This is a genomic window from Pedobacter sp. NEAU-ZC8 (genome assembly GCF_059278965.1).
The window spans coordinates 261622-284405 of record NZ_JCAJXC010000002.1; the positions used below are offsets into that span (position 1 = coordinate 261622).

At 45.2% G+C, this 22784-nt stretch carries 27 protein-coding genes; 14 read left to right on the forward strand and 13 right to left on the reverse strand.

The genetic code is table 11. The features are described from left to right. The first annotated feature begins 139 nt into the window (after positions 1–139). Positions 140–1258, forward strand: a complete 1119-nt coding sequence (locus AC5WJX_RS02815; RefSeq protein WP_494483271.1) for a glycoside hydrolase family 26 protein — start codon at positions 140–142, stop codon at positions 1256–1258. Between the two features lie 150 nt (positions 1259–1408). Here AC5WJX_RS02815 and AC5WJX_RS02820 read toward each other — a convergent pair whose 3' ends face one another. After that, positions 1409–2200, reverse strand: coding sequence for an NIPSNAP family protein (locus AC5WJX_RS02820; RefSeq protein ID WP_494483272.1), 792 nt, complete (start codon positions 2198–2200; stop codon positions 1409–1411). A 166-nt stretch (positions 2201–2366) separates the two neighbouring features. On the opposite strand from AC5WJX_RS02820, the gene AC5WJX_RS02825 reads away from it, so the two are divergent. Both AC5WJX_RS02825 and AC5WJX_RS02830 read left to right on the forward strand, forming a co-directional pair. Next, on the forward strand, positions 2367–2780 hold the full coding sequence (locus tag AC5WJX_RS02825) for a VOC family protein (protein WP_494483273.1): 414 nt from the start codon (positions 2367–2369) through the stop codon (positions 2778–2780). A 119-nt stretch (positions 2781–2899) separates the two neighbouring features. Next, positions 2900–3643 carry an SDR family oxidoreductase gene (locus AC5WJX_RS02830; RefSeq protein WP_494483274.1) on the forward strand — a complete coding sequence of 248 codons (744 nt, stop codon included), beginning with the start codon at positions 2900–2902 and terminating at the stop codon, positions 3641–3643. Between the two features lie 21 nt (positions 3644–3664). Here AC5WJX_RS02830 and AC5WJX_RS02835 read toward each other — a convergent pair whose 3' ends face one another. Continuing rightward, positions 3665–4522: an ion transporter gene (locus AC5WJX_RS02835; RefSeq protein WP_494483275.1), complete on the reverse strand. Its 858-nt coding sequence runs from the start codon at positions 4520–4522 to the stop codon at positions 3665–3667. Between the two features lie 150 nt (positions 4523–4672). Here AC5WJX_RS02835 and AC5WJX_RS02840 point away from each other — a divergent pair, with 150 nt between their 5' ends. The 3 genes from AC5WJX_RS02840 to AC5WJX_RS02850 are packed head-to-tail and all read left to right on the forward strand — an operon-like array spanning position 4673 to position 6605. Next, on the forward strand, positions 4673–5122 hold the full coding sequence (locus AC5WJX_RS02840; RefSeq protein WP_440428609.1) for an NfeD family protein: 450 nt from the start codon (positions 4673–4675) through the stop codon (positions 5120–5122). Continuing rightward, a complete protein-coding gene (locus AC5WJX_RS02845) occupies positions 5119–6066 on the forward strand; it encodes an SPFH domain-containing protein (RefSeq protein ID WP_440428608.1) in 948 nt (315 codons plus the stop codon). Before AC5WJX_RS02840 ends, AC5WJX_RS02845 begins: the two co-directional genes overlap by 4 nt. Before the next feature lie 11 nt (positions 6067–6077). Then, positions 6078–6605: a hypothetical protein gene (locus AC5WJX_RS02850; protein WP_494483276.1), complete on the forward strand. Its 528-nt coding sequence runs from the start codon at positions 6078–6080 to the stop codon at positions 6603–6605. Between the two features lie 84 nt (positions 6606–6689). On the opposite strand, the gene AC5WJX_RS02855 is transcribed toward AC5WJX_RS02850, so the two are convergent. After that, entirely contained in the window at positions 6690–7223 is a 534-nt protein-coding gene (locus AC5WJX_RS02855; protein WP_494483277.1) for an OmpA family protein, read from the reverse strand. A 194-nt stretch (positions 7224–7417) separates the two neighbouring features. On the opposite strand from AC5WJX_RS02855, the gene AC5WJX_RS02860 reads away from it, so the two are divergent. Together AC5WJX_RS02860 and AC5WJX_RS02865 are read left to right on the forward strand one after the other, a co-directional pair. Next, positions 7418–7990 (forward strand): thiamine pyrophosphokinase, encoded by a 573-nt coding sequence (locus AC5WJX_RS02860; protein WP_494483278.1) that lies wholly within the window; start codon positions 7418–7420, stop codon positions 7988–7990. Beyond that, positions 7977–8474: a GNAT family N-acetyltransferase gene (locus AC5WJX_RS02865; RefSeq protein ID WP_494483279.1), complete on the forward strand. Its 498-nt coding sequence runs from the start codon at positions 7977–7979 to the stop codon at positions 8472–8474. The genes AC5WJX_RS02860 and AC5WJX_RS02865 overlap by 14 nt, the downstream gene beginning before the upstream one ends. On the opposite strand, the gene AC5WJX_RS02870 is transcribed toward AC5WJX_RS02865, so the two are convergent. Together AC5WJX_RS02870 and AC5WJX_RS02875 are read right to left on the reverse strand one after the other, a co-directional pair. Continuing rightward, on the reverse strand, positions 8458–9774 hold the full coding sequence (locus AC5WJX_RS02870; RefSeq protein WP_494483280.1) for a M20/M25/M40 family metallo-hydrolase: 1317 nt from the start codon (positions 9772–9774) through the stop codon (positions 8458–8460). The two genes, AC5WJX_RS02865 and AC5WJX_RS02870, sit on opposite strands and share 17 nt — an antisense overlap. Positions 9775–9794: 20 nt before the next feature. Continuing rightward, a complete protein-coding gene (locus tag AC5WJX_RS02875; RefSeq protein ID WP_494483281.1) occupies positions 9795–10886 on the reverse strand; it encodes a DUF4407 domain-containing protein in 1092 nt (363 codons plus the stop codon). Positions 10887–11078: 192 nt separating this feature from the next. Here AC5WJX_RS02875 and AC5WJX_RS02880 point away from each other — a divergent pair, with 192 nt between their 5' ends. Both AC5WJX_RS02880 and AC5WJX_RS02885 read left to right on the forward strand, forming a co-directional pair. Further along, complete coding sequence (locus tag AC5WJX_RS02880) at positions 11079–11393, forward strand: rhodanese-like domain-containing protein (protein ID WP_440428601.1); 315 nt, start codon at positions 11079–11081, stop codon at positions 11391–11393. Between the two features lie 2 nt (positions 11394–11395). Further along, positions 11396–11596 carry a DUF6358 family protein gene (locus AC5WJX_RS02885; RefSeq protein ID WP_440428600.1) on the forward strand — a complete coding sequence of 67 codons (201 nt, stop codon included), beginning with the start codon at positions 11396–11398 and terminating at the stop codon, positions 11594–11596. Here AC5WJX_RS02885 and AC5WJX_RS02890 read toward each other — a convergent pair. Further along, positions 11571–12605: a dipeptide epimerase gene (locus AC5WJX_RS02890; RefSeq protein WP_494483282.1), complete on the reverse strand. Its 1035-nt coding sequence runs from the start codon at positions 12603–12605 to the stop codon at positions 11571–11573. The two genes, AC5WJX_RS02885 and AC5WJX_RS02890, sit on opposite strands and share 26 nt — an antisense overlap. An 86-nt stretch (positions 12606–12691) precedes the next feature. Here AC5WJX_RS02890 and AC5WJX_RS02895 point away from each other — a divergent pair, with 86 nt between their 5' ends. After that, positions 12692–13660 carry a hypothetical protein gene (locus tag AC5WJX_RS02895; protein ID WP_494483283.1) on the forward strand — a complete coding sequence of 323 codons (969 nt, stop codon included), beginning with the start codon at positions 12692–12694 and terminating at the stop codon, positions 13658–13660. Here AC5WJX_RS02895 and AC5WJX_RS02900 read toward each other — a convergent pair. From AC5WJX_RS02900 to AC5WJX_RS02910, 3 genes are read right to left on the reverse strand one after another with little or no spacing between them, the layout of a single operon-like run. Further along, on the reverse strand, positions 13643–14257 hold the full coding sequence (locus tag AC5WJX_RS02900) for a rhomboid family intramembrane serine protease (RefSeq protein WP_440428597.1): 615 nt from the start codon (positions 14255–14257) through the stop codon (positions 13643–13645). The two genes, AC5WJX_RS02895 and AC5WJX_RS02900, sit on opposite strands and share 18 nt — an antisense overlap. 4 nt (positions 14258–14261) lie before the next feature. After that, positions 14262–16001: a M14 family metallopeptidase gene (locus AC5WJX_RS02905; protein ID WP_494483284.1), complete on the reverse strand. Its 1740-nt coding sequence runs from the start codon at positions 15999–16001 to the stop codon at positions 14262–14264. Between the two features lie 6 nt (positions 16002–16007). Further along, complete coding sequence (locus tag AC5WJX_RS02910) at positions 16008–16700, reverse strand: hypothetical protein (protein WP_494483285.1); 693 nt, start codon at positions 16698–16700, stop codon at positions 16008–16010. 57 nt (positions 16701–16757) lie between these two features. Between AC5WJX_RS02910 and pepT the strand changes: the two genes are divergently transcribed. Then, a complete protein-coding gene (gene pepT, locus AC5WJX_RS02915; protein WP_494483286.1) occupies positions 16758–18011 on the forward strand; it encodes a peptidase T in 1254 nt (417 codons plus the stop codon). Here the strand turns inward: pepT and AC5WJX_RS02920 are convergent. The 4 genes from AC5WJX_RS02920 to AC5WJX_RS02935 are packed head-to-tail and all read right to left on the reverse strand — an operon-like array spanning position 17977 to position 21466. Then, positions 17977–18678, reverse strand: a complete 702-nt coding sequence (locus AC5WJX_RS02920) for a class I SAM-dependent methyltransferase (RefSeq protein WP_494483287.1) — start codon at positions 18676–18678, stop codon at positions 17977–17979. The two genes, pepT and AC5WJX_RS02920, sit on opposite strands and share 35 nt — an antisense overlap. A gap of 18 nt (positions 18679–18696) precedes the next feature. Continuing rightward, entirely contained in the window at positions 18697–19761 is a 1065-nt protein-coding gene (locus tag AC5WJX_RS02925; protein WP_494483288.1) for a mechanosensitive ion channel family protein, read from the reverse strand. A gap of 9 nt (positions 19762–19770) precedes the next feature. Beyond that, on the reverse strand, positions 19771–21165 hold the full coding sequence (locus tag AC5WJX_RS02930) for an MBL fold metallo-hydrolase (protein ID WP_494483289.1): 1395 nt from the start codon (positions 21163–21165) through the stop codon (positions 19771–19773). A 7-nt stretch (positions 21166–21172) separates the two neighbouring features. Continuing rightward, entirely contained in the window at positions 21173–21466 is a 294-nt protein-coding gene (locus tag AC5WJX_RS02935) for a YtxH domain-containing protein (protein ID WP_440428587.1), read from the reverse strand. Positions 21467–21930: 464 nt separating this feature from the next. Here AC5WJX_RS02935 and rplM point away from each other — a divergent pair, with 464 nt between their 5' ends. Both rplM and rpsI read left to right on the forward strand, forming a co-directional pair. Beyond that, the gene (gene rplM / locus AC5WJX_RS02940) at positions 21931–22374 is read left to right on the forward strand and encodes a 50S ribosomal protein L13 (protein ID WP_440428586.1); all 444 of its coding nucleotides are present in this window, start codon (positions 21931–21933) and stop codon (positions 22372–22374) included. Between the two features lie 16 nt (positions 22375–22390). Then, positions 22391–22777, forward strand: a complete 387-nt coding sequence (gene rpsI, locus AC5WJX_RS02945; RefSeq protein ID WP_494483290.1) for a 30S ribosomal protein S9 — start codon at positions 22391–22393, stop codon at positions 22775–22777. Positions 22778–22784 lie beyond the last annotated feature (7 nt).

A 22784-nucleotide genomic window follows, 5' to 3' on the forward strand; every position in this document is an offset into this window, starting at 1 on the left:
TTGCGCGATTCCATTCCTGTTTCGCATTTTAATACAATGTTCCGATAAAATAGCATTGAAAGCAGGCGCCGGAATCCAATAGCTTTGATTTAGTCGATGCAGTAAACACCGAAATTATTATAATACCAAGTATAACACCATGAAGAGATCATTCTTATTATCCGCGATTGCAATGCTGCTCTTTTCCGCGGCATCTGCCCAGCAGGGACCGATAGACCCTCAAGCTACCCCTGAAACCAAGGCCTTGTATAAAAACCTGAAAACGCTTTCTAAAAAGCACACGCTGTTTGGGCACCAGCATGCCACCGAATACGGACATGGCTGGTTTGGTGATGAAAACCGCTCGGATGTTAAATCGGTTACCGGTTCTCATCCGGCAGTAATTGGAGTAGATTTCTCTGGCCTGTCCGGCCTTCCTGAAACGGAGATCGAAAAGAACAAAGCTGCTTTAAAGAAAAACATCGTAGATACCTATAATCGTGGAGGAGTTACTACTGTAGCCTGGCACTTCTCCAATCCCGTTGCCAAAGGTGGGTTCTACTGGGTAGATTCACTTTCCTTGCCAGCAGTGAAATACATCATTCCTGGGGGCAAAGCACATGAGGAATACAAGAAGATCCTGGACAATGTAGCCGGACTGGTTAAAGACCTTAAAGGTAAGGATGGAAAGCAGGTGCCAATCATTTTCCGCCCATACCATGAGTTTGATGGCGAGTGGTTCTGGTGGGGTAAACCGCATTGTACCACCGAGGAGTTTAAAACGCTATGGCGCTTTACAGTCTCTTATCTAAAAGACAGCGCTAACGTTCATAACATCCTTTATGCTTTCTCCCCGGATAATAAATTCAAAACCGAAGCAGAATTCCTGGAACGCTATCCCGGAGATGAATGGGTGGATATGGTTGGCATGGACAACTATGGCGATATGGGCCGTGATAATCGTTATAACCTGGAGGCTGCAGTACAGAAGCTTACTATCGTTTCTGATTATGCTAAAAAAACCGGTAAGCTTGCGGCATTTACGGAAACTGGATTGGAGTCTATTCCCAATACCAACTGGTGGAATGATGTGTTGCTCAAAGTGATGAAGCGCAACAAAATGGAGTTATCTTATGTACTGGTCTGGAGAAATGATACGAAAAGCCCTACCCACTATTATGCTCCTTTTCCCGGGCATCCAAGTGTACCGGATTTCATGAGATTTTACAAGGATCCATACACGCTATTTGAAAAGGACTTAAAAAATATATACAAGTAGTAGTCAGACAAGAGGTTCAAAAGGTCTTAGCTAGGGGTTGACAAGGCATTGGCCGGCTTTAGGCCCTGTCAACCCCTTGTCAACCCCCTGTTAAAGCCTTGTTAAGGTACAAGCTGGATGGAAGCTGCGTCCGCTTTGGAGGCTTGCTGTTTAAATGTCTGAATAGTCAGTTGGCACCAGAAACTTGGTGTCGTTTTTACTCACGTTGTGCTGGTATTCCGGCATGGCCGATACCCTTTTCCATTTCGGGTCATCGCTAAATGTTTTCCAATGTGCCGTTCTGGATTCCATATTGCTGTAAGTGGTGAGATACATCAGGTTTGGCATTCTGCTTCCGGCAATTACTTCTCCATAGAATACCGGCTGACTGCCAATTCTATCGAAGATTTCGACCTCTTCTTTGTCGAACATGGCCACTTTATTCCTGTACAGCTTCTCTGTAGCGCTTTCGTAGCTACGTAATTCGTAAACGCGTTCGCTCTTCGGCGTGCTGAACGTCGGCTTTTTCATCTCTGGCATGCCACTGAAAGCTTCCATCAGGATAGACTCTATACGGATGTATGGTGCGTCGTTGTAAGCTGCGTTCAGATAATCTGCGCCTTTAGCGGCGATTTCCTTATCTGTTTCCAACAGCTTCGTGGTCTTGTGAAATGCTGCCAGGGATTTGAATGGCATGAAAACATAAATTTTCTTGTCGCTGGCCGTGTCGATGTTCAGCGTCTTAAACACGCCTACAGTTTTGACTCCTGCGCGGTGTAAGGCCGGCAAGTAGGCTTCCGACAGGAACTTGTCCATACGTGTTTCCTGTGCTTTGTCTTTGATGTGGTAAACCATAAGCTGGTAGAACTCACGTGGTGGTGCCTTTTTTACTGGGGCCGCTGCCGTAGCAAAGGTGATGAACAGCAAGGCAATGTTGCCTAAGAATAGGGATTTGTACTTCATATTTGGTTAATTAACTGATTAGTTTTTCGAGCAATAAAAATAATACAATAACAGCTACGGGGAATAACGATTTGTGTTTAAGTTTACCATTAAACCAAATACCCGAATGATGAAAAAGTTTGCAGTCCTTCTAACAATCGCAATAAGCACGCTGTTTTGTAAATCTATGAATGCCCAGGAAAAAAACCAGCCGGTAAGTGCCAGGCTAAACCACATTGCCGTATACGTATCTGACCTTGAGAAAAGTGAAAAGTTCTACCACACCTTGTTAAACCTGGTGAAGATCAATGAACCCTTTAAGGACGGAAGACATGTATGGTTTACCTTAGGACCCGCAGGCGCTTTGCACCTGATTCAGGGACCTAATGCAAAAGCAACGCACGATAAAAATGAGCACCTCTGCTTCAGCGTACCTAATATTGACAACTTTATTGCCGTACTAAATAAACAAAAAATCGAATTCTCCAACTGGCCTGGTACTGAAAAGGCGCCTACTGTTCGGGTTGACGGGGTAAAGCAGGTGTACTTCCAGGATCCTGATGGCCACTGGCTGGAGGTGAATGACGATCAGGGTAAGTAAACGCCTAGTTCGTTATTGTCATATTTATTACAGATCCATTCCGCGCTAAAACATTAAATTTTCCCGATTGTAGATAAATGCTCCAGGGCAGGTAGCCCTGTTAGCTATCAACAATTTCTATGGGAAATAATATTGAAGGAAAAGTGGTGATCATCACCGGCGCCAGCAGTGGTATTGGCGAAGCTGTAGCAAAACATCTTACAGCACAGGGTGCGAAAGTTAGTCTTGGCGCCCGCAGAAAAGAGAAGCTGGATCAGATTGTACAAGACATTGAGCAGGCAGGTGGATCTGCCCGTGCTTTCATTACCGACGTCACGAAAAAGGAAGATCTTGATGCCCTGGTAAAAAACACGCTGGATGCTTTCGGCAGGGTTGACGTTATCTTTAACAACGCCGGGCTGATGCCGCTATCCCGCCTGGAAAACCTGCACTATGAAGAGTGGGAAAAGATGATTGACACCAACATCAAAGGGGTGTTATATGGCATTGGCGCAGTATTGCCAGTTTTTAAAGAGCAAAAAAGCGGTCATTTCATTAATGTATCTTCTGTTGCAGGGCACCGTGTAGGGCCTGGGGCTGCGGTCTATTCGGCCACAAAATTTGCGGTCAGGGCTATCTCAGAAGGATTGAGGCAAGAAGTGAAGCCTTATAACATCCGAACAACCATTATTTCTCCAGGAGCCATTAAAACGGAGTTACCTGACACCATCACGGACAATAATATTAAAGAAGTGATGCAGCCGGTATTGGACATTGCGATATCGCCAGAATCTATTGCAAGGGCAGTAGCGTATGTGATTGAGCAGCCTGAAGAGTTTGACGTGAATGAGATCATTCTGCGCCCTACCGCCCAAGCCAGCTAATATCCAGGCGGATTTGCGGTTTTATTTCGATTTTTGGGCTTCCGCGTTGGTTTGGATCTGTTTCAGATCGACGCCGCAATTGGAACAGAAATTTGCTTCCGAATCAAATATCGCTGCCCTGCACGCGGGGCAGCGTTTTTTTGCCAGCTCCGTTGCTTTCGCCATCTCTACAGACACAATCCCGGTCGGTACAGCAATAATTCCGTAACCCATAATCATCAAGATACTGGCGAAGAACTGCCCTAAGGGGCTTTGTGGCGATACATCGCCATAACCTACCGTGGTAATCGTTACTATAGCCCAGTAAATAGAAATAGGTATGTTTTCAAAGCCATTATGCGGACCTTCAATAAGGTACATAATGGTGCCCATAATGATTACCAGGGTGAGTACTGTAGCCAGAAAGACCACAATCTTATGCATAGAATTCTGTAGTGCCTGCTTCAGAATATTACCTTCGGAAAGGAACCTGCTCAATTTCAAGATCCGGAATACCCTTAGCAACCTGAATGCGCGGACAACGACCAGAAACTGCGTGCCTGCCAGGAAAAAACTAAGGTAGGTTGGCAAAAAGGCCACCAGATCTACCAGTCCATAAAAGCTAAAAATATATTGTTTCGGCCGGTTTATGACATAAATCCTCAAGGCATACTCTATGGTAAAAAAGATGGTGCAGGTCCATTCGATGACGTGGATATAGGTCAGGTAATCTCTCCGGAAAGTCGCCACGCTTTCTAATGCAACTGAAAAGATACTGAGCAGGATTAAGAATAGCAGCGTGAGATCAAACAGCCTCCCTGCAGGCGTATCCGACCTGAAGATAATGATGTATATCTTTTTTCTTAACAGATCATGATTTCGCTCAGGGATTTCTTTCATTTTCGGGTGATTACGAGGTTTTCAGTGCCTTTTAAGTTCATTTTTTCGCGTAAATTACTTATATTTAGAGAAAGTGCTAAGGGATATATAGCGAATTAAAAGATCCTTCGAAGAAACAGCACCTTCAAAACTAAATAAGCTAATTGTGATATGGAAAGTTTTTTAAATAACGCGGTAATTTGGTTTGGCCTCGGTTTAGCGCTCTTCTTGCTGGAGTTTCTGCTCCCGGGTTTTATCTTGTTCTTTTTTGGACTGGGTGCCTGGATCGTAGCCATTGCAACCTTCTTTTTTGACATTTCCATCAATACGCAACTAATTGTTTTTCTGGTAAGCTCAGTACTTTCTGTGCTGCTGTTTCGCAATTGGGTGAAACGTAGGTTCGGCATGGGACAAACGGTGGCCAGCATGCTTCCTGATGAGTTCGTTGGAAAAATTGCCGTAGCAGAAACCATGATCCTTCCTGGTAAAAAGGGGCGTGTAGAATTCAGGGGCACCGAATGGGATGCCTGTTCTGAAGAAACCATCTCACCCGGCGAAAACGTGATCATTACCCGAATAGACAGTATTTTATTATATGTAAAACCAACTAAAGCAATATGACGTCATCCACTATTATTCTGATCTTCCTCGCACTATTCGTGCTCGTGGCATTTTTGTCCACCTTTAAAGTTGTGCCGCAACGTACCGTATTCATTGTAGAACGTTTGGGTAAATACAGCCGCTCCTTAGAAGCCGGCTTTCACATTCTGATCCCGTTCATAGATAAAATAGCCTACAAGCAGAACCTGAAAGAGCAGGCGATCGATGTGGCGCCGCAAATTTGTATCACCAAAGACAATATCGCGGTCGAGGTAGATGGTGTGCTGTACTTACAGGTTGTAGATCCGCAGAAAGCATCCTACGGGATTGATAACTATCGTTTTGCGGTGATCCAGATCTCGCAAACCACCATGAGAAGTGTGATCGGTAGAATGGAGCTGGATAAAACCTTCGAGGAAAGAGAAACCGTAAACGGCGCGATCGTTAATGCGGTAGATAAGGCGAGTGATCCATGGGGGATCAAAGTATCCCGCTATGAGGTAAAAAACATCTCTCCACCACAAAGTATTCGCGATGCGATGGAGAAGCAGATGCGTGCAGAACGTGAAAAACGCGCTTTGATCGCCGAATCTGAAGGTGATAAACAAGCGAAGATCAACCGTGCTGAAGGGGACAAACAGGAGATGATTGCACGCTCGGAAGGTGAAAAGCAGCGTAAGATCAACGAAGCAAGTGGTCTTGCTGCGGAAATTGAGATGGTTGCTGTTGCGACCGCCATCGGTATAAAGGAAATTGCTGGTGCGATAAATCAGGAGGGTGGCATGAATGCCGTTAACCTGCGTATTGCAGAGCAATACCTGAACGAGTTTGGTAAACTGGCGAAAACCAATAACACGATGATTGTGCCGGCAGATCTTTCCGATATTGCAGGTGTGATCTCCAGCGTAACATCGGTTCTGAATAAAACCAATATGCCCCCTTTTAAACCGGTGAATGTCGGCTAAAATACATACCAATGCTTGAACCTTACTCACCTCAGGCCATTGTTCCGCGATTTCTCCTACAGCTTACATCCGCTAAGGGAGTCCTGGCTTTGCTGGGCTCAGCTATAATGCTTGGAACAAGCTGTAATCAGACGCAGCCGGAAGCCACAACACAGCTAAGCACAACGGAGCGTTGCTACGTCGCCAGTTTTCAGCAGGACACAGCCATGATGAACCTAAGCTTTACCGGATCTAAGATCAAAGGTAAAATGCGCATTAACTATGGTGACGGCAAAGTCTATGACGGCACCATATTGGGTGAACAAAAAGGGAAAGGTGATACGCTGATCCTTGCTTATGATTTCAAGATAAATAACGTAGACAAATGGTACCGGAATCCTATGGCTTTTCTAAAGCGCGGCGACAGCCTGGTACTTGGTATCGGACAGATCAATGTGGTTTGGGGCACAGGTGCCTTCGATGAAACGGTGCCGATCGATTATGAACATGCCAGGTTTATATTCGCACCTGCGGATTGTAAGGCAACACCGCTCAGGTAAGATGGCTTTAATGCCCTTTCTGGTAATAAAAAAAGGAGATACGCAGGTATCTCCTTTTTTTATAGTCTAAAGCCAGAAGGCTTATTATTTAACGACTTTAATTTCTACACGACGGTTTAATGCTCTGCCTTCTTCATTGGTGTTTGATGATGCTGGTTTCGCTTCACCGAATCCTTTTACGCTGAAGTTATCTGCACTAAAACCAGCATTTACCAGGTAAGATTTTACCGAATTTGCTCTGTCGATAGATAGTGACATGTTGTGTGCCGGAGAACCTTCCGCAGAAGAGTGACCGTTTAGCTCAAATTTAACAGAAGTATCTTTTTTCATTTCCGCTACAGCTTTGTCCAGGATTGCGAAAGAAGATGTTTTAAGCACTGCAGAGTTGAATTCGAACAGGATGTTCTCAAAGTTATAGTCAGGCTTTGCAACCGGTTCTTCTTTCTGTGGCTCAGGTGCTCTTTGTGGCTCAGGCTCAGTTTTGGTTACTTCAGGGGTTTCTTTTTTAACCACCGGTGCAGGGGTTGTTGTGACCATTTTTTTCGCTTTACACGAGTACATGGTTAGTGTCAAGATGCCCAGCGCAACTGGCAAAAAGTACATTCTTAATTTGTTCATAAGATTTTATTAGTTCTAAATTGCTAAGCTATCTTAGCGGTTATCATTTGCGGCTTAAATGTAAAAGAATATACTAATTAACGCAATATTTCTTGTAAACGTGTGTAGAACAAGGGTACCCTAATTTTTTGACTATCTTCCGCTTTTGAAATAATCAGGGTTTGTCAATAAACTCATATTTATATTTTTGTTTTATGTCATCACATCATATCATCAGAGAAAAGCAGGAACCTGCGTTATACATTCACCAGCTGGGTGACTTTAATGAAGAATACCTTGGACAATTGTTGGAATGGAGCCCGACTTTGATCGTAAATTCCACGGAATACGAGAAAGTAGTGAGTTTAGGCTTGAAGGTCGATGTTGTACTGAATCCCTCCAGCAGACAGGAATACCAGGAGAATACCCGTTTAATTGAAAAGATGAAAGCCGATATCCTGGAAGTGCTTGACTTCTTGATCGAGGAGGGCTACCAGGCGGTTAACATCATCGATCAGGATGGGCAACTGCCAGACCTTATCGACTACTTCCCGCAAATCAACATCGTGATCTTTACGACAAATACTAAAAACTATGCGATAAAATCAGGGTTTAAAGTATGGAAGCCTAAAGGGACGGAGTTCCAGATCCCGCTGACGAATTACTTTGAAACCACTAACCTGCTCCCTAACGAGAAGGAACGTTTTGAAGTCATCAAAGACGGTTTCGTTGAATTTACATTTGCTGGTACCTATTTGTTTGTGAGGGAATATTATGATCCTACTTAAGAAAGCTACAGAATCTGATCTGCCGATCATTCAGGAGATCGCACAGGAAACCTGGGGGCCGACCTACACCCATATTATTGGTCAGGAGCAGGTTGATTATATGTTAAACAAGATCTACAACCTTCCGGCCTTGCAGGAGCAGCTGGCACAAGGACATCAGTTCTTTATCGCGCGTCAGGGTTCTAAAGAGGTCGGTTTTGCTGCTTATTCCAGGGATGAAGGTGATGCTTTTCACCTGCACAAGCTGTATGTCTTGCCGGAAGCGCATGGACAGGGTGTCGGGAAATTCCTGATGAATGAAGTGGTAAATAGGGTCCGCGCTGAAGGCGGCAGATACCTGCGTTTAAACGTAAACAGGTATAATAAAGCCAAGGACTTCTATGAAAGTGCTGGCTTTAAAATCAAAGAATCCGTTGACAATGAGATTGGCAACGGATTCTATATGAATGATTATATCATGGAAAAGACTATCGAGCCAGCTTAGGTATTCTGCTCGGGGTGTCGGTGCCTTTAACGATCGTAATGGCACTTTTTGCAATTGCTTTAATGGTAGAGAGAATGTTGTCGATATCCATAGAGCTGTACTCATCTTTCACCGTATGATACAACTTATCGGTATCAATCTGGTCAGTACTGATGGTATGTGCCGGAACACCTAAAGCTGCCAGCGTAGCGTTGTCACTGCGGTAGAACAGGTTTTGCTGCGGATATGGATCCGGGTGAAAGGTAAACTCCGTGCCGCTAAGGTTCTTCTGCAGGATCTTTCCAAAGTCGGATCTCTCGTAGCCAGTGATGAATGCGGCGTTCTTGCCAAACTTGCTTTCTTTACCGATCATTTCGATGTTAAACATCGCCACAACGTCGTCTGGGTTCAACTGCTCTGAGAAATATTTAGCACCAAAACCGCCGATCTCCTCTGCTGTAAATGCAACGAAGATTAACGTACGCTCATTGTTGTTTAGCTTTTTATAGTATTTCGCCAGCGCGATCATCGCAGTAGTACCAGAGGCATCATCGTCAGCACCATTGGCAATGCTATCGCCTTCAACAGCCTTTACAATGCCCAGGTGATCATAGTGACCTGAGAATACGACCAACTCCTTCGCTTTTGATTTACCGGGAATCATACCGGCAACGTTAAACAATGGCAGCTTGGATACTTCGTTTTTAACGTTCGCCTTGAACTGCGTAGCTACGGTGTCCCTCGTTAGCACGAATACCAATCCAGATGCCTGCGCAGCCTGAAGGTCTTTCTCGTCAACCATGCTTCCACGCTTAAGTGCATCTTTCACACGATTGAAATCTTTCTCCATCTTAGGGTCAACCAATACCAGTTGTTGCTTTTTACTTCTTGATAGCCCACGGAACTGCGAAATAAAGTCTTTAGAAGCATCTAATTTCATCCAGCTTTCTGCAGCAGTATTGTCGAAGGTAAGTGATGCTGTGGTACTACCAGCAACCAGGATATTCTCCGGCGCTACCGTCGTTCCATTAAGGTTTACTTCAACCGAAGCGGGTGCTACGCGGTATTTGAAGAAGCTTTGCCTGTATCCGCTTGCGCCTGTTAAAGGTTTCAAGCCGATGGCCTTAAATTCCTTTTCAATAAAGCTTGCTGCTTTGTCTATACCCGGAGTGAAGGTGGCACGGCCTTCCATTTCGTCACTGCTCAGGGTTTTGATGAGTCGGTCTACATAGTCCTTAGTGATGATTTTATTGATGTCCTGAGCACTGACTTGTCCGGTCAGGAGTAGAAACAGAAAGGCGTAAAAGAGTTTGTTCTTCATTACTTGTTTTTTGGGTTAAATTAGTAATTATCTTCTTTAAGCCTTAACTTTTTCTGCTCGATGCTGGTGTTTACGCGTGTTTCATGTACGCCATCAACCACTTCTACCTCATAGTCACGGTCTTTTTCAGCGGTATAGACCTCGGCAGTTTCCCTGAACTCGACGGATCTATCGTAAGGGCCAATGCTGCTCATCATCTTGACAAAAACAGGCAAACACTCGAAGAAAATGAAGAGCAGGCCAATGAAGGTGACGGCCATGGCTGTACTTTCATCACGTGTACCATTCGGATTAAAGCTCAGCTGTCCTAGCGCCCAGTTGCGGTCGGCGAAACCTGCAATGCTGGCCAGGCTGTCCAGCTGTTTGCCGGTGTATATCTTTTCAGCGAACATACCATCGAATTCCTTACGTCGGGTCACGAAATCTTCCTGCTGCCGGACATAAGCATTCAGCGTATCCAGGTTCTGCTGGCGCTGGATGAGCTCCGCTTCCTTGCGCTTAGCATACGGACCGTAGCCCATTACACCCGAGGTTTCCGCAGTTTTATTGCCGAAGATCTCAAAGTTAAGCTTCTGCCGGTCGGCTTTGATGGCACTGGCAAGGGAGTCTCTTTCGGTGCGGGTAGCATTCAGCTTAGCAAGCTCAATGGCGTATTTGTTGTTGAATGCCTTGTTTAACGTATCGATCTTTGCACGCTGGTTGTTCAGGTAACTTACCTTCAGCCGTTCCCGGATCTCCTTGTCAAAGATCTTCAGCTCCAGCGGGCGCGAAATCACAATCCCGATCATCACTGCAAGCAGGATCCTGGGTGTGGCCTGCAGGATTTGCTTCCATACGGAGGTATTCTTGTTGATGCTGGCCACAATATAGCGGTCCATGTTAAAGATCGCCAGCCCCCAGAGGATGCCGAACAGCAGCGCGAAGATGACCGCAAATGGATCGCCTTTAAAGACAAAATACATGGCATAGCCGCCCGAAAGTGCTGCGAAGAGTCCTGTAAAGAAAATGGTGGCGCCGATCCCGACATACTTGTTCTGTTCGGTAGGATGTTTTTTTAGCGTATCCAGGTGCACACCGGAGCAAAACCAAAAGAATTGGTTAACGGAGTTCATAGTTCAGGGTATTAATATAGCTATCTATTAAACGCCTGGGGGGCAACGTTGTTACAGCGATATTGTCGATAAATTTTACAGGAAGCTGGTCGTCAGGCGACAAATGCGTATTATATTAATTGCTTATCTTTGAGAAAATTTAACCATGAAATCTCGTCATGATGATTTCATTACCAATAAAAATCTAAACAGATGAAAGAAGTTACTGTACAAGAGCTTAAACAGAAGATGGATAATAACGAAGATTTCCAGCTAATCGACGTTAGAGAGACTTTCGAGTATGAAACCTCCAATCTGAATGGGGAAAATATCCCTTTAGGCGGCATATTAATAGAAGCTGATAAAATTGCAACCGATAAACCGGTAATCGTGCAGTGCAGAAGCGGAAAACGCAGCGCGGCGGCAGTGATGCAGCTGGAACAACTGGGTTTCACCAACCTGTATAACCTTAAAGGCGGTATCCTGGCATGGCAGGAAGCGTTTGATCCAAACATGCCGGTATACTAATCATGAAGAAACAAATTGCCTATAACGTATTTTTTTACCTGGGGATCTTCATTTCGATCATCGGGCTTAAATGGGCATGGGAAATACACAATATGCCTGCGGTATGTTTGTTCGTCGCCTCAGCGATCTTCTTTATTTATCTGAAGATCACCCTAATCAGGGACCTCAGACAAACCATTAAGAATAAAACAAATCAGCGTTAATACCTTCCAGGCCTAAACCAGGAAGATCATTCATCTTATAGCGCCCTGCATCCATTTGCGGGGCCTTAAATGGATTGTTACTGGTTAACCATGGTCCATCCAGATCTGCCCAGTTGCATAGCGGTGCCAGCGCGATTCCAGCGAGCGTGGCACAAGAGGTCTCACTCATACACCCGATCAGCACCTTCATATCCAGGCTTTTTGCCTTCAGGATCATCTGATGTGCTTCATACATTCCGCCGCTTTTCATCAGCTTTACATTAATGCCATGATAGGCACCTTTGATCTTGTCGATATCTGTTAAACGCTGCACGGCCTCATCGGCCAGAATAGGGATCGGACTTCTACCTGTAATCCAGGCATTGCCTTCCAGGTCGTTCTTGTCCATCGGCTGCTCGATCAACACCGCGCCTTGCTCATGCAGCCAGTAGATCATTTCAATGGCCGACTTACGATCTGTCCAACCCTGGTTGGCGTCAATATACAGCGGAAGGTCACTTACACTACGGATCGTATTGATCAGCTCCCGATCGTTATCGCGGCCGAGTTTAATCTTCAGCACCTTGAAATCTTTTGCATCAAGGATCTTCTCCTTCAGCACCTCTGGCCTGTCGATACCAATCGTGTAAGATGTTAAAGGCATTTTCGAAGGTTCAGCACCATAGATCTCGTAACAGGGCTTGTTCAGGAGCTTACCCTGCAGGTCATTCAGCGCAATATCTATGGCGGCTTTGACAGCGGGATTGCCACTTTCAAGAGCATCCAGGTAGGCAATGATCTCGGGAAAGTTGAATGGCGCCTGGATGCGGCTCCAGTCTACCCGTTCCAGAAAACGCGACGCGGACTCGTATGATTCCCCCATGTAGGGTACCATAGAGGCCTCGCCATATCCGGTGTGCCCTTCATGGTCGAGCTTCAGCAGCAATAAGGGTGTGCTCGTCCTGGAGAACTTAGCGATCGCAAAGGGGTGTTTGAGTTCAAGCTGGTAGGAGATATGGGTTGCCTGCATGATGCTGAAGCGGATTGGTAATCGTAAAGTTAAAATATGATTGCGCCGGTGAATGTAAAAATAATATCCATAATATTGCCGGTTCTATGAACAGCAGCATCTACCAGCCCTTCAAAAACTTCGATTTTAAGTATAAAAACTGCTTCCTTAGCGGCGATACTTTGAAAACGCCCATAACGGAAATCAATGTGCTTCCGGATTGGCTTCTTGCCCTGGCCAACTTTTCCGGTCAGGAGCAGATTAAGCTTCTGGATGAAAGCGTACGTTCTTATAACACCCTCAAAGTGCCGGTTAACACGGAGATTCTTGAGCAATTCATTGATCCGCTTGAAGCGAAAATTGCGACAGCCTTTCAAGGTGGCTATGCAGCCGTCTCCAAGCTGGAAGAAATCGATCTTTTCAAATGGGTGGGCAAGTTCATGTACAGCCTGATCTATATCGAAATGAATGCGGCGATTAAGCTGCAGCAATTAAGTTCTGATGGGGTAAATATGTCGCAGGGCCTAATGCATAAATTTGGTAACCTGCACACCATGATTCAGAGCATTTACCTGAACGTAGATTTTGAGGATTTCGAACCATGGTCTATCGTTGTTGTACCGCTTGCTGATCAGGATCATTATTTCAGCTTCCGTGATGAGATCAATACCATGACCTTCTCCCTTAAGCTTAAAGATTTCGGTATCATCATGTGTCTGCAGGACAATGGCACTAACAAACGTTTTCACAAGGAGATCCTGGATCAAATTGCAGGTAAAGCGTTGCTCGAGCAGCAGTTCGAAGAGTTATGCGCCAGGTTCTTCTACTCCGCCTACCTCTTCAACCGTTTGCCGGAATACACCATTCTGCCAGTAGAAGGCACCATTTACATCTCTCCAATGCCACTGAAAGGCGCTTCAAGTAAACCTTTGTTCGATAACTGGCAGCATAAGACCTATGCGCAGGTGCTGGAGAACTTCTGGAAACCATGGGGCCATACGCTATTTGAGATCATCAAAGATCCTTTGGCACCGATGAGCTACTTCAATCCGGCAGCTTTACCGCCCGCCTACTAAAGCACTTAAAAAGTGCGGCACAATACCCGGAATGATCAATATGGTGATGATAATGCCGGTGAGCGCCCCAAAAAAGTGTGCGTCATGGTTTATGTTATCCCTGGATTGCTTTGAAGCATAAACACAATACATCAGGTATAGTCCGCCGAAGAGTACTGCCGGTATGCCAATTGGGATGAAGAAAAGGTACAGCTTGCTTAGCGGATAGAACAAGATGTAGCTGAACAGCACCCCACTAATGGCACCTGACGCGCCCAGACTGTTGTACCAGAAGTCATCCTTATGCTTCAACACGGAAGGGATATCACTTAGGATCAAACTCAGGAAATAGATCAAGCCAAAACGAAATGAACCGATCTGCGCTTCCAGCGTAAATGCAAAAAAGAAGAAGGTCATCATGTTAAAAATCAGGTGCATCCAGTCCGAGTGGATCATACCACTTGTAATCAGGGTATATAGCTTGTTCTTCCGGTAAACACTGTATGGGTGCAGCATAAACTTGCCATAAAGCGTATGGTCGTTGAAAGCATAGATGCTGGTAACAACGGTAAAAACTAAAATGAGACTTGCTACTGGGGTCTGGTTTAAATATTCCATGCTTTTATTTTGTACTATCCTTTAAAGGCTCCAGTAATCTACCAACCGGGTACCTCAAGTGTGTTTTTTCGTAATATGCAGAGTTCTTGTACACAAACTGCAGTTGTGCTGCTGCGCTTTTCGCCAGGTCAGGGTTACTCGCTTTTGCCTGTGCCAACTGTTCTTTAAGTTCGGGATTATCTTTCAGCAGCTGCGCTGCGGTATCTTCGAAAACATAGGCAGAATAGTGCTCTTTCTGTCCTAAGATGGAGTCAAAGAAGTTCCAGTTGAAAAAAGAGTCCGTTGCCTGTGGCTCCAGGGTTTCCACAATATAACGGTTCTGCGGCTGGTTAACGTATACCAGGTAGTCGCCCTTGTAGAATTGCAGGCTCTGCTTCACTGGATTTACCTGTACTGCCGAATGGATATAATGTCCTTCATAGGGCGCTGGGGCGGTTTTATAATCCTTGATGTAGTACATCTCCAGATCCAGCCTGGTATCGCTATCCAGTTGCTGCACCTTCACGCCGTTTAACTTCAGCAGTTCCACCACGCGGCTCCAGGCTTTCGGGATCACGTATGCGACGGGTTTCTTAACCGTAACTGCGGGCTCGAAGTTGTTCCATTGTTTGATGTACTTTTCGTAGGGTGCATTCCGGTCGTAGTAAAGCCGGTCTTTTCCGCTTACCGCACTCGGCTTTTGCTTTGCCGTGTAACCTTTGAAGGGAATGCTGTCATATAATTCTTTGTTCAGCTTCCATTCCAATGGGAAAACGGTTTGCGCAGCAACATCCTGATCTGCTTTTTGTTTGTTCAGACCAATTTGTTTAGCGTCTCTCGAAACAATAGCGATATAGGTTTCCAAAAGTTTATAGGTTGCATCCACACGTTTATCAAAAGCCTTCAGCATGTGTGTTTCAGGCATAAAGCCGATGGCATTGTGTAGCGCCGCATAGCCGGTAGAAAACCTTGCCGGCTCCAGAAATCCCGTGATCCCTGCATCTGGCGTTTCCTCCACGCTGTTGATGTAAGGAATAAGCTCGTAACCTTTAGCAGCCATGTCCTTGTACAAGGCGGGCACCATTTGCCTGGTCAGGTAAGCCGATAATGTCGCATTCAGTTTATCCTTCTGTGTTGGGATCAGCGTCATGGTGTATTGGTAATCTGCGCCATTGCTGGTATGCGTATCAACAAATACCTCTGGTTGCCAGATATTAAAGATCTGCTGGAAGCTTGCAGAGTTCTTCGAGTCAGTTTTTATAAAGTCGCGGTTCAGATCCAGGTTCCTGCTATTACCCCGGAAGCCGTAAGCTACAGGTCCATTTTGATTAGCTCTGGAGCTGCTGGTTCTATTATAGCTTCCGTCTATATTGTACAGCGGAATTATACAGATTACCATATTATCCGGCAATTTATTGCCTTTAAGCATGTCGCGTGCAAGCATCATACTGGCATCAATACCCTCCGGCTCGCCCGGATGTATGCCATTATTGATCAGTAAAATGCGTTTATTTTGCTTGCGGATCAGCTCCGGATCAAAGGTCTTGTCTTTAGATAATACCAAAAGGCGCAATGGCTCACCGAAGTCGGTCGGGCCATAAGTAATGAGTTTGGCTTGAGGATAGGCGGCATCTAAGGCCTGATAATACTTGATTACTTCCGGGTAGGTTGCTGTCGCTTGTTTCTGACTGTTTTCAAATGGTGTCTGCTGTCCAAAGCTCTGCATGCCCAGGCATACCAGGAAAATCAAATATACTCGCCTCATGAATGTTTATCGTTTAAAATATCCAACAGGACCAAATTTATACTTTATACCAATAGAACTGAAAGTATAAATGTCGTTGCTGGTTTTCCGGGAGAATAATGGGTTCCGGTCAAAGCCATCCATGCCCTCACCAAAGGTAAGGTTACCCTGAAAGTTCAGGTTTATTACAAAGCGTTCGTACCCATTTTTTTCACTGATGCCGTAGTTGAGGCCTACGTTCAATGGAACAAGTGCATCCCAGGAATGGCGTTTACCCTGATCAACGCGTGGATTGACGTTAACGGTTGGGTAGCGCTCGACGATATCATTTCGAATTAAACCGATCCCGGTACCAACATAAACCCCTCTGATAAGCTTTTTCAATGTGGTATGCCGATAAGTGTGGTTCATAAAAGCACCAGCGGCAAGTCGCGCGTAAAGGGACCCTGCTTTGTATTTATTGTTATAGTTTGCAAAATTCGCTGTCGTATCTCCGCCCTTAATGCGTCCAAGTTGTCCTTCTACACCCATGGAAACATAGGGCGTAAAGTAAAATTCTGCCGTACCGTATGCTGCTGGCGAAAGCGACTGACCACGCAGGTCGCCATAGCCAACAGTTACCCCTCCACCAGCACCAACCGAGTATTTGTAGAAGTTCGATTGGGCACTTGCCTGCAATCCTGCCAGGGCGCATAATAGAAAAATATATATTCTTTTCAAGAGATCTATTGTTAGTTTTGTTCGTAAAGGGCTTTAATCCTATACCGCTACATAATTATGCCAAATTATCAATTTCAAACCGATTCCCTCGCATTTCGCTTCACAAAGTACGTTCAGATTGATACACAATCCGATCCGCGCAGCACCAGCAGTCCAAGTACCGAAAAGCAAAAGAACCTGGCCAAAGTGCTGGTAGAGGAGCTTCAAAGCATGGGCATCCACGATGCAGAACTTGATGAATTTGGCTATGTGTATGCCAGCATCCCATCAAATACGGAAAAGCAAGTACCGGTGATCTGCTTCTGTTCGCACATGGATACCTCGCCCGATTGCAGTGGCTTGGATGTTAAACCCATCATACACCGCAACTACCAGGGCCAGGATCTTGTATTACCTGATGATCCTACGGTGGTATTGAAAATGGCGGAGCATCCTGACTTGAAAAATCAAATCGGGAATGACATCATCACCGCTAGTGGAACCACACTGCTTGGTGCAGATAACAAGGCAGGCGTCGCTGAAATCATGGAAGCAGCAGCTTTCCTGCTAAGCCATCCGGAAATTAAACATGGTGAAATTAAGATCCTCTTCACCCCGGATGAGGAAATTGGACGTGGTGTAGACAATGTAAACCTCGAAAAGCTCGGTGCGCAATACGCCTATACGGTTGATGGGGAGACCTGTGGTTCCATTGAAGACGAAACTTTCTCTGCAGATGGCGCCATGTTAACCATTTATGGGGTAAGTGCCCACCCAGGATTCGCAAAAGGTAAGATGCAGAGTGCGATTAAGATTGCTGCTGCGATTATTGATGCCTTACCCAAGGATCATTTATCACCGGAATCGACCAGTTTAAAGGAAGGTTTTATTCACCCCGTAGATGTTGCAGGTAATGTAGAGGAAACGATGGTGGAGTTTATCCTGCGTGATTTTGATGATGCTAAACTTGCTGAACATGGACAGACCCTGGAACGTACAGTTAAAGAAGTCATGCAAGGGTACCCGGAGGCCTCTTATAAGCTTACGATCTCGGCACAATACCGGAACATGAAGAAGGTATTGGATCAGCATCCAAAGGTGATGGAATACGGTATACTCGCCATAACACGTGCAGGTTTAAACCCGATCCGTCAAAGCATCAGGGGTGGTACCGATGGCTCCAGACTATCGCTTATGGGCTTACCTTGCCCAAATATCTTTGCCGGCGAACATGCTTTCCATGGCAAACAGGAATGGGTTTCCTTACAGGATATGGAGAAAGCGGTGCAGACGATCGTTAATATTGCAACGATCTGGGAAGAAAAAGCCTAGCCAGATACTGATCATTTTCATCTATATAGAGTATCTCGCAGGTCCAGCCGGCCTGGTATGCCGTAGAAATAAGGGTCGCCTGGTCTATAAACAGCCAATCGAACCATTCGCCTTTGTTGCCTTTGTATTCGTACTGGTAAGATACTTCACCGAAGTAGTTGCCTGTGGGCAGCACAGTATCTTCGTAGGCATAAGTGATGTCTGACGAGTCGAACAGCAGTTGCCCGCCTTCATTGATCAAGCCTTTTGCACGTTCCAGAAAATCTGAAAAGCCCTTTAGTTTTCCGAACACACCGATACCGTTCATCAGCATCAGCAGGGTGTCGTATTTTTCAAGCTGCAGGTGCTGTATGTTACCACAAAGGATGTTTTGTACCCCACGTTCCCGCATGATCTCACAGGCTGCTTCAGAGATATCGTTTGCCGTAACATCAAAGCCTTTTTGCTGCAGCGCCAAGGCATGACTGCCTACACCTGCGCCAATGTCCAGTACCTTGCCCCTGCAAAGTTCAAGCGCATAGGTTTCCAGCTCCGGCATTTCTTCTTCCGAGCGGAAAAACAGATCGAGCGGCATTTCCTCTAAATCACCCAGGGAGGTGTAAAGATGCAGGGTGTCGGCTTTGCCATGTTTAAACTGATCGGTTAGCGCTTGTCCAAATACGTCCATAGCGCCAAAAATACAGATTTAAGGTGTCTTATGAAACTCTACACGTGCCCGCGGCAGGCCATGTGGATAGTTGTCGCGCACAAAGGCAATCATATGCTCCCGCACATAACAGCGCAGGTCAAATGCCTCAGAAGAATTTCTGGCACTCATTAAGAACCGGACTTCCACAATGGATTCCTTGCTGTCGGTCACCTGCACCACATTTACCCGTCTGTCCCAAAGCGGGTTTTCTTTCAGTAAGCGGGTAAACTCCTCCCGCAAGGGTGGGATGGGGATGCTGTAGTCCAAATTCAGAAACACGGTACCCAGCAATTCAGAAGAAACCCGGGTCCAGTTTTGGAAGGGCTTTTCAATAAAATAGGTGATCGGCAGGATCAAACGGCGCTGGTCCCATATGCTGACTACGACGTAAGTGAGCGTAATTTCTTCCACGCGGCCCCATTCGCCCTCTACGATCAGCACATCATCTATCCGGATGGGCTGCGTAAAGGCAATCTGAAAACCCGCAAGGAGGCTGCCCAATGATTTCTGCGCGGCAAAACCGATGATGATACCACCTACACCCACACCTGTGAGTAGTCCTGCGCCAATTTTCCGCATACTTTCGAAGCTCAGCAGGATGATGGCGACCGTAAAAAAGACGATCAACGAAATCACAAACTTCCGGATGAACTGCAGCTGCGTTTTAAGTTTACGCTCCTTAAGGTTGTTTTCTTTGGAAAGATCAAAGCGATGGTAGAAATAATCTTCCAGCACTTTGATGATGTTGATCAGGATAAATGCAAAAACAACAGCGATGCAAATCCCGATAACCCGCTTGAATTCAAAGCGAAAAACAGGGTTCAAATTCATGAACCCTGTCGCAATGTTTAGTATAAATAGGGGGAAGAAAAACGTAAAAGGCTTGTTTAAACGTCTGCTGATTGCTTTAACGACAAAGCTGTCCCAGATCCTGGTACTTACATGAAAAAGCTGCCATAGGATAACCTTTATAATATAGCCGGTCAACAATGCAAGTGCTGCAATGATCAGGTTGTTCAGAAATTTGGGAAACTCGTAACCTAATATGCTATCTAATATCATTCATTCGTGTTATTCAAGTTCAAACTCCTGATGGTATTCCGGAATTTCAACCGAAGTGAAGCCTTTCTCCAGGATCTTCTTTGCGAACTCCTGCTGCACCTCATATTCTCCGTGGACCAGGAACACCTTTTTAACCAAAGAAGGATCCTGACAACTTAAAAAGTGTAGCAGATCCTCATAATCCCCGTGTGCACTCATGGATTTAACGGCAATAACTTCTGCAGCTACGGTAAACTCCTCACGGAATATTTCCACTACCGGCTGGCCGGCAATTAACCGGCCACCGAGCGACTTCGGCTCACAGTATCCAACCATCAGGATCGTATGCTTCTGATTGCCGATGATGTTGCGAATATGGTGCCTTACCCGGCCACTATCTGCCATTCCCGACGCGGAAATGATCACGCATGGCCGCGGGTCGTCTACCAGCGCACGTGATTCTTCCACGCTTTCTATAAACTTCAGTCCCTTGAAATGGAAAGGATCATCATCGACCTTCATCACCTCTTTCACCCCGTTGTTGTAGACTTCCGGGTGGTTTTTAATCACCTGAGTTGCTTGCAAAGATAACGGGCTATCAACATAGTAGGGTACATCCGGCAGTTTGTTCTTCAGTTCAAGACTGTTCAGTGCATATAAAATCTCCTGGGTTCTACCGACGCTGAAAGCAGGGATAACCACCTTACCACCCTTGATGTTGCAGGTGTTGTTGATGATCTCCAATAGCCGGTCCTCAACAGGTTCGAGGTCCTTGTGCAGGGAATTGCCATAGGTAGATTCCATGATGATGTAATCAGCCTGCTGGAAGGTCTGCGGGCTTTTCAACAGCAGATCACCATAACGGCCCACATCGCCACTGAAAGTGATCTTATATTCTTTCCCATCATCGATAATGGTCAGGTGTATGGCCGCACTACCAAGCACGTGTCCGGCATCGGTAAGTGTTACGCGGATCCTGGGATCAATTTCAACTTCCTCATTATATTCCAGAACCTTAAATTGCCCCAGCGCTTTGATGACATCATCTTCATTATATAAGCCGTCATCATCATCACTGTTGCCGGTGCTGCTAAGGTATTCTGCATCCTGCATCTGGATTTTCGCAGAATCCATTAATAGTATCCTGGCAAGGTCCATTGTGGCTGCGGTAGCATAGATGTTGCCGTTGAAGCCTTCTTTCGCCAGTCTTGGTAAAAGACCCACATGGTCAATATGGGCATGCGAGAGAATCATGTAGTCTATTTTTTCCGGGTTAAAGCCGAAGTAACCGTTCAGTTTGTCGGTTACTTCGCCCATACCCTGAAATAATCCGCAGTCCAACAGGACCTGGGTGCCATTGGTTAGCGTAATAAGGTGCTTGCTGCCGGTTACAGCACGTGCAGCACCATGAAATGTGATTTTCATTCTATCCCTATCCCTTTACTTTAGAGATGGAATCTTTAACAGCATCGGTTGCTGATTCTTTAGCATGTGTGATCGAGTCAGTTGCGTGAGAAAGCGAATCTTTAGCATGTGATACGGTGTCTTTAACAGATTCAGAAACACTTGCAAGTTTGTCTTTCGACGAATCCAGTAAGTCGCTGAACCAATCGGTTACATCGTTTTTAAGGTCGTCAGTATTATCTGAAGATAAGATCAGTGCTATAGCGGCACCTAAGGCAGCTCCTGCCAGTACTCCCGCGATGATTTTGGTTTCTTTTGTCATAGTTTAAGGGTTTTTAAAAATTAACAACGTTGCTTTTAAATAGTTTCGATTTAAATCTCCGGCTTAGGGAAAGCCAAGATTGTGCCGCAATTGAATGGCAAATGAATTTAGATGGGCTGAGTATTAATGGCTAATTGCGTTAATGTTGCCTCAAGGTTGATGGGAGATTGTTACGTCTCCATACGTAGGAAGTACGTCGCAAGCACCTGGCAAGTACGTCGCAAGTACGGTGCAAGTACGGTGCAAAACCAAGCTTAAGCAACGTTAGTCCTTAGCTTTATTGTTAAATATTCCCGAAGTATTTTTGATTGTTCAGTGGCGGATCTTAGCGGTGCAAAAGGCAGGCTGTAAACAGATGATCTTTTATTTTTAGCAAGTATTTGAGAATTACACAATTTAGGCTATCTTTGCAGTCCCTAAAATACTGGGAATTACAAATTGTTTAACAAATTAAATACAAGCAAGTGAATACGTTAAGTTACAAAACTGTCTCTGCCAATGCAAAAACTGTTAACAAACAGTGGGTTGTTGTTGACGCACAAGGCGAGATTTTGGGGCGCTTGGCATCTAAGATCGCTATGATCATTAGAGGTAAAAACAAGCCTGAGTACACCCCACACGTAGACTGCGGCGATAATGTAATCGTTATCAATGCAGACAAGGTTAAATTGACCGGAAACAAGTTCAGTGATAAGACTTACATTTCTTACACAGGCTATCCAGGTGGTCAACGTTTCATTTCTCCGAAAGAGTTAATGGCGAAACACCCTACACGTGTTATCGAGAAAGCTGTTCGTGGTATGTTACCTAAAACAAAACTTGGTGCTAAATTATACACCAACCTATTTGTTTACGCAGGTTCTGAGCATCCGCACGCAGCACAATCACCAACAACCATTACACTTTAATTAAAGGAAGAAAGAAATGTCAGTTACAAACACTTCAGGAAGAAGAAAAACTGCTGTTGCACGTATCTATTTAAAAGAAGGCAACGGCGCTATTACCGTAAATGGTAAAGATCACAAAGAATATTTTCCAACATTACCTTTACAATATGTCGTTAACCAGTCATTCGAAGTTGCAGAACTTGCTGGTCAGTATGATGTTACTGTAAATGTAGCAGGTGGTGGTATCACAGGCCAGGCACAAGCTGTTCGTTTAGCTATTGCTAAAGCTATTGTTGAATTAGATGCTGAGAAAAAACCAGCATTACGCGCTAAAGGGTTAATGACCCGTGATATGCGTATGGTTGAACGTAAGAAACCAGGACGCAAGAAAGCTCGTAAAAAATTCCAATTCAGTAAACGTTAATCTTAAG